This window comes from Streptomyces sp. SID3212, from assembly GCF_009865405.1.
Taxonomy (GTDB): Bacteria; Actinomycetota; Actinomycetes; order Streptomycetales; family Streptomycetaceae; genus Streptomyces.
In genome coordinates, this window is the sequence record NZ_WWJY01000133.1 from 1 (window position 1) to 12,722 (window position 12,722).

General features: G+C 70.7%; 11 protein-coding genes and 1 pseudogene. 6 read left to right on the forward strand and 6 right to left on the reverse strand.

Annotated features, from left to right (window positions below; translation table 11 throughout):
- Positions 1 to 314: 314 nt before the first annotated feature.
- A complete protein-coding gene (gene fabI / locus GT042_RS03705; RefSeq protein ID WP_161307253.1) occupies positions 315 to 1,085 on the reverse strand; it encodes an enoyl-ACP reductase FabI in 771 nt (256 codons plus the stop codon).
- Between the two features lie 4 nt (positions 1,086 to 1,089).
- Positions 1,090 to 1,809: a 3-oxoacyl-[acyl-carrier-protein] reductase gene (gene fabG / locus GT042_RS03710; RefSeq protein ID WP_161307254.1), complete on the reverse strand. Its 720-nt coding sequence runs from the start codon at positions 1,807 to 1,809 to the stop codon at positions 1,090 to 1,092.
- Positions 1,810 to 2,058: 249 nt separating this feature from the next.
- On the opposite strand from fabG, the gene GT042_RS03715 reads away from it, so the two are divergent.
- The 5 genes from GT042_RS03715 (at position 2,059) to GT042_RS03735 (ending at position 7,414) form a co-directional block, all read left to right on the forward strand.
- On the forward strand, positions 2,059 to 3,582 hold the full coding sequence (locus GT042_RS03715; protein WP_161307255.1) for a TldD/PmbA family protein: 1,524 nt from the start codon (positions 2,059 to 2,061) through the stop codon (positions 3,580 to 3,582).
- Complete coding sequence (locus GT042_RS03720) at positions 3,579 to 5,006, forward strand: metallopeptidase TldD-related protein (protein WP_161307256.1); 1,428 nt, start codon at positions 3,579 to 3,581, stop codon at positions 5,004 to 5,006. Before GT042_RS03715 ends, GT042_RS03720 begins: the two co-directional genes overlap by 4 nt.
- Before the next feature lie 72 nt (positions 5,007 to 5,078).
- Positions 5,079 to 6,347: a tyrosine--tRNA ligase gene (gene tyrS, locus GT042_RS03725; RefSeq protein ID WP_161307257.1), complete on the forward strand. Its 1,269-nt coding sequence runs from the start codon at positions 5,079 to 5,081 to the stop codon at positions 6,345 to 6,347.
- Between the two features lie 152 nt (positions 6,348 to 6,499).
- Positions 6,500 to 6,844, forward strand: coding sequence for a DUF3099 domain-containing protein (locus GT042_RS03730; protein ID WP_161307258.1), 345 nt, complete (start codon positions 6,500 to 6,502; stop codon positions 6,842 to 6,844).
- 348 nt (positions 6,845 to 7,192) lie between these two features.
- Positions 7,193 to 7,414: a hypothetical protein gene (locus tag GT042_RS03735; protein ID WP_161307263.1), complete on the forward strand. Its 222-nt coding sequence runs from the start codon at positions 7,193 to 7,195 to the stop codon at positions 7,412 to 7,414.
- On the opposite strand, the gene moaA is transcribed toward GT042_RS03735, so the two are convergent.
- The 3 genes from moaA to GT042_RS03750 all read right to left on the reverse strand — a co-directional run bounded on the left by moaA (position 7,397) and on the right by GT042_RS03750 (position 10,629).
- A complete protein-coding gene (gene moaA, locus GT042_RS03740; protein WP_161307259.1) occupies positions 7,397 to 8,386 on the reverse strand; it encodes a GTP 3',8-cyclase MoaA in 990 nt (329 codons plus the stop codon). The two genes, GT042_RS03735 and moaA, sit on opposite strands and share 18 nt — an antisense overlap.
- A 222-nt stretch (positions 8,387 to 8,608) precedes the next feature.
- The gene (locus GT042_RS03745; RefSeq protein WP_161307260.1) at positions 8,609 to 10,240 is read right to left on the reverse strand and encodes a cation acetate symporter; all 1,632 of its coding nucleotides are present in this window, start codon (positions 10,238 to 10,240) and stop codon (positions 8,609 to 8,611) included.
- The gene (locus GT042_RS03750) at positions 10,237 to 10,629 is read right to left on the reverse strand and encodes a DUF485 domain-containing protein (RefSeq protein ID WP_161307261.1); all 393 of its coding nucleotides are present in this window, start codon (positions 10,627 to 10,629) and stop codon (positions 10,237 to 10,239) included. The genes GT042_RS03745 and GT042_RS03750 overlap by 4 nt, the downstream gene beginning before the upstream one ends.
- A 286-nt stretch (positions 10,630 to 10,915) precedes the next feature.
- Here GT042_RS03750 and GT042_RS03755 point away from each other — a divergent pair, with 286 nt between their 5' ends.
- Positions 10,916 to 12,454, forward strand: a complete 1,539-nt coding sequence (locus GT042_RS03755) for a S8 family serine peptidase (protein ID WP_161307262.1) — start codon at positions 10,916 to 10,918, stop codon at positions 12,452 to 12,454.
- A gap of 99 nt (positions 12,455 to 12,553) precedes the next feature.
- Here GT042_RS03755 and GT042_RS03760 read toward each other — a convergent pair.
- Positions 12,554 to 12,722 (reverse strand): annotated as a pseudogene (locus GT042_RS03760) (IMP dehydrogenase); the annotation flags it as partial.

The following is a 12,722-nucleotide window of genomic DNA, read 5'->3' on the forward strand; positions in this document are numbered from 1 at the left end:
GCCGTCGCGGCGGGCGGGCCGGCGGGCGGCGCGGGGCGCTCCCGTACCTCCGAGAGGACCGTCAGCCCCAGCGGGATCAGCGGGGCCGCCAGGAACGCGATCACCGCACGACGCACTCTGCGCATCCCCGTACCTCCTCCCCCGCCACGACCGTCCCGACCGGAGCGATCTGGTCCGTTCTGCCCAGTCTGCGGGGAAACGGCCTTCTTTTCGACTCGGGCGGACACGCTCCGTGACACACGGAAGCCGCGTGGCCGTCCGGGGGACGATCACGCGGCTTCCGCAGAACGCGAACAGGACGCGGTACGGAAGGGTCAGGCGCCCATCATGTGCACGCCGCCGTCGACGTGGACGATCTCGCCCGTCGTCCTCGGGAAGAAGTCCGACAGCAGGGCGACGACGCCCCGGCCCGCCGGCTCCGGGTCGGACATGTCCCAGTCCATCGGGGCCCGGTGGTTCCACACGTCGGCGAGCGACTCGAAGCCCGGGATGGACTTGGCGGCCATCGACTTGAGCGGACCGGCCGAGATCAGGTTGCAGCGGACGTTCCGCGCGCCCAGGTCACGGGCGAGGTAGCGGCTGGTGGACTCCAGCGCGGCCTTCGCCACGCCCATCCAGTCGTACTTGGGCCAGGCGACCTGCGCGTCGAAGGTGAGGCCGACGACCGAGCCGCCCCGCTCCATCAGCGGCAGGCAGGCCATGGTGAGGGACTTGAGCGAGTACGCGGAGACCTGGACGGCCGTCGCGACGTCCTCCCACTGGGCCTCCAGGAAGTTGAACGCGCCCTGCGGGCCGAAGGCGATCGAGTGCACGATGCCGTCGAGGCGCGCGTCGGCGCCCTGGTGCTCGCGGATCCGGTCGGCCAGACCGTCCAGGTGCTCCTGGTTGGTCACGTCCAGCTCGATGACCGGGGCGGGCTCGGGCAGGCGCTTGGCGATGCGCTCGACGAGGGTCAGCCGGCCGAAGCCGGTGAGGATGACCTCGGCGCCCTGCTGCTGCGCCACCTTGGCGGCGTGGAAGGCGATGGAGGACTCGGTGAGGACCCCCGTGACGAGGATGCGCTTGCCGGCGAGGATTCCACTCATGTGATCAGTGACCCATGCCCAATCCGCCGTCAACGGGAATGACGGCTCCAGTGATGTACGAGGCGTCGTCGGAGGTCAGGAACCGCACGACGGCGGCGATCTCCTCCGGCTGCGCGTAACGAGCGAGCGGGACCCGCGAGACGATGTCCGCGCGCTGCTCGTCGGTGAGCACCCGCGTCATGTCGCTCTCGGTGAAGCCGGGGGCGACGACGTTGAAGGTGATGTTCCGTGAGCCCAGTTCGCGGGCGAGCGAGCGGGCGAAGCCCACCAGGCCGGCCTTGGACGCGGCGTAGTTCGCCTGCCCCGCCTGGCCCGTCAGGCCGACCACCGAGGAGATCAGCACGACCCGGCCCTTCTTGGCGCGGAGCATGGCGCGGTTGGCCCGCTTCACGACGCGGAACGTGCCGGTGAGGTTGGTGTCGAGGACGGACGTGAAGTCGTCCTCGGACATCCGCATCAGCAACTGGTCCTTGGTGATACCGGCGTTGGCCACCAGCACCTCCACGGCACCGTGCTTCTCCTCGATCTCCTTGTAGGCCTGCTCCACCTGTTCGGTGTCGGTGATGTCGCAGCGAACGGCCAGGCAGCCCAGGTCCGTCAGGGCCTGCGGCGGCTCGCCGGAGCGGTAGGTGTAGGCGACCTTGTCGCCGTTGTCCGCGAAGGCGCGGGCGATGGCGAGGCCGATGCCCCGGTTTCCTCCGGTGACGAGAACCGAGCGGCTCATCGGATCACCCTTTCCTCAGCGGTCTGGTCTGCCGAAAACCTATCGGTACTGCCCTGCTCGTGAAGAATCGCCTCTGACAGTGCCGGACGGCCAACCCTGTCGGTTCCCTACAGAACCCCGGGCAGTGCGCGGGCGAATTCCCGTGGCGCGCCGGGTCCGGTGGGGCGTAGGACGGGTGTCCGTAACCAGACCGGTGACGCGTGATTCACTGCCGGTAACGTGCCGAGTGTGAGTTGAGGAGAGGCCGCCGTGCCCCATGAGGTAGATCAGACGTTCTTGGCGTTGCCCTTGCGGGCACTCGCCGACGCCGCGCTCGCGAGGGCGCGGGCGCTCGGTGCCGATCACGCGGATTTCCGCTTCGAGCGGGTGCGCGGCGCGGCCTGGCGGCTGCGGGACGCCCGGCCCGCCGGTTCTTCGGACAGTACGGACCTCGGGTACGCGGTCCGGGTCGTGCACGGCGGGGCCTGGGGGTTCGCTTCCGGGGTGGACCTGACGATGGACGCGGCGGCGCGGGTCGCCGGGCAGGCCGTGGCCATGGCCAAGCTGTCCGCCAAGGTGATCGCCGCCGCCGGGTCCGACGAGCGGGTGGAGCTGGCGGACGAGCCGGTGCACGCCGAGAAGACGTGGGTGTCGGCGTACGAGATCGACCCGTTCGACGTACCGGACGAGGAGAAGAGCGGGCTGCTCGCGGAGTGGAGCGCGCGGCTGCTGCGGGCGGAGGGCGTGGCGCACGTGGACGCGTCGCTGCTCACCGTCCACGAGAACAAGTTCTACGCGGACACCTCCGGCACGGTCACCACGCAGCAGCGCGTCAGGCTGCATCCCCAGCTGACCGCCGTCGCCGTCGACTCGGACTCCGGCGAGTTCGACTCCATGCGGACGATCGCGCCGCCGGCCGGGCGGGGCTGGGAGTACCTGACGGGGACGGGCTGGGACTGGGACTCCGAGCTGGAGCGCATCCCGGGGCTGCTCGCCGAGAAGATGCGGGCGCCGAGCGTCGAGGCGGGGACGTACGACCTGGTGGTCGACCCGTCCAACCTGTGGCTCACGATCCACGAGTCGATCGGCCACGCCACGGAGCTGGACCGGGCGCTGGGGTACGAGGCGGCGTACGCGGGCACCTCGTTCGCCACCTTCGACCAGCTCGGGAAGCTGGCGTACGGCTCGTCGGTGATGAACGTGACCGGTGACAGGACCGCGGAGCACGGGCTCGCCACCATCGGGTACGACGACGAGGGCGTCGAGGCCCAGTCGTGGGACCTGGTGAAGGACGGCACGCTCGTCGGGTACCAGCTGGACCGCAGGATCGCGAAGCTGACGGGTCTGGGCCGGTCCAACGGGTGCGCGTACGCGGACTCGCCGGGCCATGTGCCGGTGCAGCGGATGGCGAACGTGTCGCTGCGGCCCGATCCGGGCGGGCTCGCCACGGAGGACCTGATCGGCGGGGTGGAGCGCGGGATCTACGTGGTCGGCGACCGGTCGTGGTCGATCGACATGCAGCGCTACAACTTCCAGTTCACCGGGCAGCGCTTCTTCCGTATCGAGAACGGCAAGCTCGCGGGCCAGTTGCGCGACGTCGCCTACCAGGCGACGACGACGGACTTCTGGGGGTCGATGGAGGCCGTCGGCGGGCCGCAGACGTATGTCCTGGGCGGTGCCTTCAACTGCGGCAAGGCCCAGCCGGGCCAGGTCGCGGCGGTCTCGCACGGCTGCCCGTCCGCGCTCTTCCGCGGAGTGAACATCCTCAACACGACGCAGGAGGCGGGCCGATGAGCGGCGCGAAGAGCGGGACGACCACGGGCCGTACGGCCAGGCCGCACGAGATCGTCGAGCGCGCGCTGGAGCTGTCCACCGCCGACGGCTGTGTGGTCATCGCCGACGAGCAGTCGTCGGCGAACCTCCGCTGGGCGGGCAACGCGCTGACGACCAACGGGGTCACCCGGGGCCGTACGCTCACCGTCATCGCGACGGTCGACGGCGCGCAGGGCACCGCGTCCGGGGTGGTGTCGCGGTCCGCGGTCACCGCCGACGACCTGGAGCCGCTGGTACGGGCCGCCGAGGCCGCCGCCCGGGGCGCCGGGCCCGCCGAGGACGCCCGGCCGCTGGTGGCGGCCGGTCCGGTCTCCGGGGACTTCACGGACGCGCCGGCGGAGACGACCTCCGCCGTCTTCACGGACTTCGCGCCCGCGCTCGGCGAGGCCTTCGCCCGCGCCCGGGCCGGCGGCCGTGAGCTGTACGGCTTCGCCAACCACGAGCTGACGTCGACGTACCTGGGCACGTCCACGGGGGTACGGCTGCGCCACGACCAGCCGAGCGGCACTCTGGAGCTGAACGCCAAGTCGCCCGACCGGACCCGCTCCGCCTGGGCGGGCCGGGCCACCCGCGACTTCAAGGACGTCGACCCGGGGGTGCTGGACGCGGAGCTGGCCCAGCGCCTGGCGTGGGCCGAGCGGAAGATCGACCTGCCCGCCGGGCGGTACGAGACGCTGCTGCCGCCCAGCGCCGTGGCCGATCTGCTGATCTACCAGCTGTGGTCCTCCGCGGCCCGCGACGCCGCCGAGGGCCGTACGGTCTTCTCCCGCCCCGGCGGCGGCACCCGCGTCGGCGAGACGCTCTCCGAGCTGCCGCTGACGCTGCGCAGCGCGCCCGGCGAACCGGGTCTGGAGTGCGCGCCGTTCGTGATCGCCCACTCCTCCGGCGACGACGCGTCCGTCTTCGACAACGGTCTGCCGCTGACGGCGACGGACTGGGTACGGGACGGCCGGCTGGAGCACCTGCTCACCACCCGGCACAGCGCGGAACTGACCGGCCTGCCCGTCGCGCCCAGCATCGGCAACCTGGTCCTGGACGCGGGCGGCGAGCGGACCCTGGAGGAGATGGTCGCGGCCACCGGGCACGACGGCCCCGGTCTGCTCCTGACGTGCCTCTGGTACATCCGCGAGGTCGACCCGGCGACGCTGCTGCTCACCGGCCTGACCAGGGACGGGGTGTATCTCGTGGAGAAGGGCGAGGTCGTCGGCGAGGTGAACAACTTCCGGTTCAACGAGTCGCCGGTCGACCTGCTGTCGCGGGCCACCGAGGCCGGGATCACGGAGAAGACGCTGCCGCGCGAGTGGGGCGACTGGTTCACCCGGGCCGCGATGCCCGCCCTGCGCGTCCCCGATTTCAACATGAGCTCGGTCAGCCGCGGGGTGTGACCGATCTAGACTGACCGCTGCCAGATCTACTCATCACCTGTACGCATCATCTGTTCGAGGAGAGAAGAGACCGTGACGGACATCGTCGACGAGCTCCAGTGGCGCGGGCTGTTCGCCCAGTCCACCGATGAGGACGCCTTGCGCAAGGCGCTCGCGGACGGTCCCGTCACGTTCTATTGCGGCTTCGACCCGACCGCCGCCAGCCTGCACGTGGGACACCTCGTACAGGTCCTCACCGTGCGCCGGCTCCAGCAGGCCGGGCACCGGCCGCTGGCGCTGGTGGGCGGGGCCACCGGACAGATCGGCGACCCCCGGCCCACCGCCGAGCGGACGCTGAACGACCCGGAGACGGTCGCGGGGTGGGTGGGCCGGCTGCGGTCGCAGATCGAGCCGTTCCTGTCCTTCGAGGGGCCGAACGCGGCCACGATGGTCAACAACCTGGACTGGACCGCGGGCCTGTCCGCGATCGAGTTCCTGCGGGACATCGGCAAGCACTTCCGGGTAAGCCGGATGCTCGCCAAGGAGTCCATCGCCCGGCGGCTGGAGTCCGACGAGGGCATCAGCTACACCGAGTTCAGCTACCAGCTGCTCCAGTCCATGGACTTCCTGGAGCTGTACCGGCGCTACGGCTGTGTCCTCCAGCAGGGCGGCAGCGACCAGTGGGGCAACCTCACCGCCGGTCTCGACCTGATCCACCGCCTGGAGCCGGGTGCCACCGTGCACGCGCTGGCCACGCCCCTGATGACCAAGGCGGACGGCACCAAGTTCGGCAAGACCGAGGGCGGGGCCGTCTGGCTGGACCCCGAGATGACGACGCCGTACGCCTTCTACCAGTTCTGGCTGAACGTGGACGACCGTGACATCTCCACGTACAGCAGGATCCTCAGCTTCAAGGACCGGGCGGAGCTGAAGGAGCTGGAGCGGGCCACCGCGGAGCGACCGCAGGCGCGGGCCGCGCAGCGCGCGCTGGCGGAGGAGCTGACGACGCTGGTGCACGGCGCCGACCAGTGCGCGGCGGTCGTCGCCGCGTCCCGGGCGCTCTTCGGCCAGGGCGAGCTGACGGACCTCGACGAGGCGACGCTGAGCGCCGCGCTCTCCGAGGTGCCCCACGCCCGGTTCTCCGAACTGGGCCCGGTGGTCGATCTGTTCACCGAGGCGGGGCTCGCGCCGAGCAAGTCGGCGGCGCGGCGCACGGTCAAGGAGGGCGGCGCGTACGTGAACAACGTCAAGGTCACGGACGCGGAGAGTGTGCCGGCGGTGGGCGACCTGCTGCACGGCCGCTGGCTGGTGCTGCGCCGGGGCAAGAAGAACCTGGCCGCGATCGAGGTCACGGCGGGCTGACACGCGCGGGCACCTGCGCCTGACCCACGGGGCGGGGCACATCGGCCAGGATGGCCGGTGCCCCGCCCTCGTGCGCGCGGGTGGCCGGGCGTACCGTGGACGCGGTCCGGTCCGGGGTAGGGACCGGCGTGGGAATCGGATGGTGAAGTGTGATGCGGAAGCGCGGCAGCAGCACCGAGGTCTTCCGGATCACCGGGGCCAGGCAGAGTCTCGCCGAGGACGTACGCGGCCGGCAGCGCCGCTACATCATCTCCATGTCCGTCAGGACCCTGTCGGTGATCCTGACCGTCGTGCTGTGGAACGTGGAGCGGCCGGTCGCCGTCGTCACCCTGGTCCTCGGCGTGCTGCTGCCGTACGTGGCCGTGGTGATCGCCAACGCGGGCCGGGAGAACGCCCCCTCGCTGCCCTCGACGTTCGTCCCGGCTCCGGTACGGCCCGCGATCGCGCCCGTGGCGGCGCCGGCGGCGACGGAATCCGTACACCCGACCGGTGAGTAGACCCGTCGGTAGAACCGGCGGGTAACGGCTCGCTCCGGGGGCGGGAAGCGGAGCGCAAAGCTCAAGAAAAGCTCAGATCAATCGTGAAGTTCCGGTGCACCGCACCCCGTTGCCCGTGACATACTTCGTAGGCGCTCCGCATCCCCCGTCGGAGCGACGGACCGACGCCGGGCAGCTCCCCCCGTGGCTGCTCGGCGTCGCCTTTTCGGGCTGCCGGATGTGCCGGACGCGTCCTTGGGGGCGTGTGACAGTAGCGCCTAGGGTGGACGGGTGAACTCCCCCGACGCTCCCGATGTCCCGCCCCGTACCACGGATCCCGCCACGGCTTCCGCCGCCGATTCCGCGCCGGTGTGCTCCGCCAAGGCGTGCCGTACCCCCGCCGTGTGGGTGCTGGCCTGGAACAACCCGAAGCTGCACACGCCGGAGCGCCGTAAGACCTGGCTGGCCTGCGACGAGCATCGCGAGCACCTGTCCTCGTTCCTCGGTGTGCGCGGGTTCCTCAAGGACGTGGTGACACTGGCGGAGTGGGAACGGGGGCCGGCCGCCGGGGGGTCAGCCGCCGATCGCTGACATCGGCCGGTCGGGCTGGAGGAAGGACGGGTCGTCGAGGCCCGAGCCGGCCTTCTTGCCCCACATGGCGCGCTTCCAGAGCGCGGCGATCTCACCGTCCGGGGCGTCGGAGCGCAGGGCCGCCCGCAGGTCCGTCTCCTCCTGGGCGAAGAGGCAGTTGCGGATCTGTCCGTCGGCGGTCAGCCGGGTGCGGTCACAGGCGTGGCAGAACGGGCGGGTGACGGAGGCGATGACCCCGACGCGGTGCGGGCCGCCGTCGACGACCCAGCGCTCGGCGGGGGCGGAGCCGCGCTCGGTGCCGCCCTCCTCGGTGAGGGTGAAGCGCGTACGGAGCGAGGTGAGGATGTCACCGGCCGTTATCATGCCGTCGCGCTTCCAGCCGTGCTGGGCGTCGAGGGGCATCTGCTCGATGAAGCGCAGCTCGTAGTCGTGCGCGACGGCCCAGGCGAGCAGGTCGGGGGCCTCGTCGTCGTTGAGGCCCGGCATCAGCACGGTGTTGATCTTGACGGGGGTCAGTCCCGCCTCGTGGGCCGCGCTCAGGCCGTCCAGCACGTCCTGGTGCCGGTCGCGGCGGGTGAGGGTCTTGAAGGCGTCGGGGCGCAGCGTGTCGAGCGACACGTTGACCCGGTCGAGTCCGGCGCTCCTGAGGGCGGCGGCGGTGCGCTTGAGGCCGATGCCGTTGGTGGTCACGGACATGCGGGGGCGCGGTTCCAGCGCGGCGCAGCGCTCCACGATCCCGACCAGTCCGGGCCTGAGCAGCGGCTCCCCGCCGGTGAAGCGGATCTCGGTGATTCCGAGGTCGGTCACGGCGATACGGATCAGCCGGACGATCTCGTCGTCACTGAGCAGCTCCGACTTGCCGAGCCACTGGAGGCCCTCTTCCGGCATGCAGTAGGTGCACCGCAAGTTGCACTTGTCCGTCAGGGATACGCGCAGGTCGGTGGCGATCCGGCCATAGGTGTCGATGAGCACGTGGGGCCCCCTTCCCTCGGGACCGCGACGCGGCCGTCCCGTTCCGTCGCGAACCGTGTATGCAATCCGACAGGTCGAGCCTACGTCAGACCACCGACAACAGCAGATTCCCGAGGTCACGGGAGACGCCGCGGCCGCGTCGCGGGGTGCTGCGACGCGGCCACGGGGAGGCCCGCTCACCCGGTGTGGGGGGTCCGGACGGGCAGGAGGGGGCGTGCGGGGTCAGTGCGCCCCGGTGCCGGTGAGGGACTTGACCTCCAGCTCCGCGTACTTGCCCGTGTCCGGCTCCTCCTTGGAGACGAGAGTGCCCACCCAGCCGAGCAGGAAGCCCAGCGGGATGGAGATCAGGCCGGGGTTCTCCAGCGGGAAGAAGTGGAAGTCGACGCCGGGGAACATCGAGGTGGGCTTGCCCGAGACGACCGGTGAGAACAGCACCAGCAGGACGGACGAGGCCAGGCCGCCGTAGATCGACCAGAGGGCGCCCGCCGTCGTGAACCTCTTCCAGAAGAGGCTGTAGAGGAGGGTCGGCAGGTTGGCGGAGGCGGCCACGGCGAACGCGAGCGCCACCAGTCCCGCCACGTTCAGGTCGCGGGCGAGGGCGCCCAGCGCGATGGAGACGACGCCGATGGCGACGGTGGCCCAGCGGGCCGCCCGTACCTCCTCCTTCTCGGTGGCCTGGCCGCGGCGGATCACGTTGGCGTAGATGTCGTGCGCGAACGACGACGAGGACGCCAGGGTGAGGCCCGCGACCACCGCGAGGATGGTGGCGAAGGCTACCGCGGAGATGACGGCGAGCAGGATGGCGCCGCCGGTCGAGCCGGCTCCGCCACCGATCTCCAGGGCGGCCAGCGGGGCCGCCGTGTTGCCCGCCTTGTTGGAGGCGATGATGTCGCCGGGCTTGAGCAGGGCGGCGGCGCCGAAGCCGAGCACGATGGTCATCAGGTAGAAGGCGCCGATGATGCCGATCGCCCAGATCACCGACTTACGGGCGGCCTTGGCGGTGGGCACGGTGTAGAAGCGGATCAGGATGTGCGGCAGGCCCGCGGTGCCGAGCACCAGCGCGATGCCCAGGGAGATGAAGTCCAGCTTGGAGACCTCCGTGGCGCCGTACTTGAGCCCCGGCTCCAGGAAGGCGGAGCCCTTGCCGCTGTTGGAGGCGGCCGTGCCCAGCAGGTCTGAGACGTTGAAGTTGAACTTCAGCAGGATCAGGAAGGTGATCAGGATGGTGCCCGCGATCAGCAGGACCGCCTTGACCATCTGGACCCAGGTGGTGCCCTTCATCCCGCCGATGGTGACGTACACGATCATCAGCAGGCCGACCAGCGCGACGATGGCGATCTTGCCGGCGTCGCTGGTGATGCCGAGCAGCAGCGAGACCAGCACGCCCGCGCCGGCCATCTGCGCGAGCAGGTAGAAGATCGAGACGACGATGGTCGAGGCGCCCGCGGCGGTACGGACCGGGCGCTGGCGCATGCGGTACGCGAGGACGTCGCCCATCGTGTACCGGCCGGAGTTGCGCAGCGGTTCGGCGACGAGGAGCAGCGCGACGAGCCAGGCGACCAGGAAGCCGATCGAGTAGAGGAAGCCGTCGTAGCCGAAGAGGGCGATGGCGCCGGCGATGCCGAGGAAGGACGCGGCGGACATGTAGTCGCCGGAGACCGCGAGCCCGTTCTGGAATCCGGTGAACTGGCGCCCGCCCGCGTAGAAGTCGGAGGCGCTCTTGGTCTGGCGGCCGGCCCAGACGGTGATGACGAGTGTCGCGACGACGAACAGCGCGAAGAGGGTGATGATCAGCGGCCGGTGCTCGCTGGCGTCCGAGGTGGCCGCGAGCTGGAGCGGGAGTGGGTGGCTCATGCGTCCGCCTCCATACGGGACTTGATGACGTCCGCCTTCGGGTCGAGCTTCTGCGACGCGTACCGCGCGTAGAACCAGGCGATCAGGAACGTCGTCAGGAACTGGGCGAGGCCGAGGACGAGCGCGACGTTGATGTTGCCGAAGAGCTTGGTGCCCATGAAGCCGCCCGCGTAGTTGGACAGCAGGACGTACAGCAGGTACCAGGCGATGAAGGCGACGGTCAGCGGGAACGCGAAGGAGCGGTAGGTACGGCGCAGTTCGCCGAACTCGGCGCTCTCCTGCACCTCGGCGTACTGGGCGGTGGTGGGCTGGTGCGCGGGCCGGTCCTGGGCGGGCTGAGCGGGGCTGGTGTCCGTTCCGCCCGGGGGCGGCGGTGCATCGGAAGCCACGGAATCTCCTCGTGACGGGGGCACGGTGGGGACTGACATGAGGGACCTCGCACGGGTAGGCGTGTGATGTTGCGCGTCCCTCTGACAACGGCACGGAAGGCGTGGCGAAGCGGTTCAACGGGGCGGTTTTTCTTCTCGAACGGGGCGGATTTTCTTCTTGACCGGTGGCTCGCCGTCCGTGAAGTCATTGATACGCGGGGGTGGTCGACGGTAGTTTTCGCTGATCATGCACCTGTCCACGCGCGTCATGCGCGTGGGCGGCTCTCACGGATGATGTGGAGAACCCATGGCTCATCTGGGATCCAGACGCAGACGCGTACTCGCGCTGCCCGCTGGTCTGGCGCTCACCGCTTCGCTCGGTTTCCTCCCCGGCGCGACGGCGACGGCCGCTCCGGCGGCACCGGCCGCCTCGGCGCCGGTCGTCACCGACGGCCCCAAGCTGTCGTACGTCGTCAACACGCACGGCGGGCGCTCCACGCTCAAGTCGGTGGAGAAGGCCGTCGGCCGGGCCGGTGGCACGATCGTGACCTCCTACGACCGCATAGGTGTCATAGTCGCGACCTCGCAGAACCCGGACTTCGCGAAGTCCGTCCGCAAGGTCAGGGGCGTCGACTCGGCCGGTGCCACGCGCACCGCGCCGCTGCCGGCGCAGTCCACCACGGACGAGGGCGCGCCCCGCGCGCTCACCTCCGCGGAGCTCGCCGCGGCGACCTCGGACAAGACCGCCGCGCAGGACCCGCTGGAGCCGTTGCAGTGGGACCTGCCCGCGATCCAGGCGGACAAGGCGCACGAGAAGACCCTCGGCAGCCGTAAGGTCACCGTCGCGGTCATCGACACGGGTGTCGACGACACGCACCCCGACCTCGCGCCGAACTTCGACCGCGCCGCGTCGGTCAACTGCGTGACGGGCAAGCCGGACACGACGGACGGCGCCTGGCGTCCGAACCCCGGCGAGAGCTCGCACGGCACGCACGTGGCGGGTGAGATCGCGGCCGCCAAGAACGGCATCGGCATGACCGGGGTCGCCCCGGGCGTGAAGCTGGCCGGCATCAAGGTCGCCACACCGGCCGGGTTCTTCTACACCGAGGCCGTCGTCTGCGGCTTCGTCTGGGCCGCCGACCACGGGGTCGACGTGACCAACAACAGCTACTACACCGACCCGTGGTACTTCAACTGCAAGAACGACCCGGACCAGAAGGCCCTCGTCGAGGCCATCACCCGGGCCTCGAAGTACGCGGAGAGCAAGGGCACGGTCAATGTGGCGGCGGCGGGCAACGAGGCGTACGACCTCGCGTCCGACTCCATCACCGACTCGTCCAGCCCGAACGACACCGTCCCCGGCGACCGGGTGATCGACCCGTCCGAGTGCCTGGACATACCGACCCAGCTCCCGGGTGTCGTGACGGTCGCGGCCACCGGCGCGAAGGCGGGCAAGTCCTCCTTCTCGAACTACGGTCTGGGCATCATCGACATCGCGGCGCCGGGCGGCGACCGCTACCAGGTCCCGAACGCGCCGGCCACCAGCGGCTCCATCCTGGGCACGCTGCCGGGCGGCACGTGGGGCTACCTGTCCGGTACGTCGATGGCTTCCCCGCACGTCGCGGGTGTGGCGGCGCTGCTCAAGTCGACCTACCCGCACGCCTCGGCCGCGGTGATCAAGTCGTTGCTGATCGCCCAGGCCGACGACACGGCCTGCCCGGCGGCGTACGACTACAACAACGACGGCACGATCGACGCGACCTGCACCGGGAGCAAGCGGTACAACAGCTTCTACGGTGCCGGTATCACGAACGCGCTGGACGCGGTGAGCCGCTACAAGCACTGACATCCGGTCACTGGCACGGATGAGAGCCACACGTCACGACGCGGGCCGTCCCTCCGGGGGCGGCCCGCGGTCGTCCCCCACCGCGCCCCGCCGTCACGGCTCGGCGACCACGTCGGTGGCGCCGGAGGCCCTGGCGAGGTCCGTACGGGCCTGGTGGCGGCCCGGTGCGATGACGCGCCCGGCACCCGGCCGCCGGGCGGCCGGCACCGCGCACAGGCCCACCGCGCCGTCCCCGACGACGGCGCCCCCGGTCACCGCCGGTCGCGTC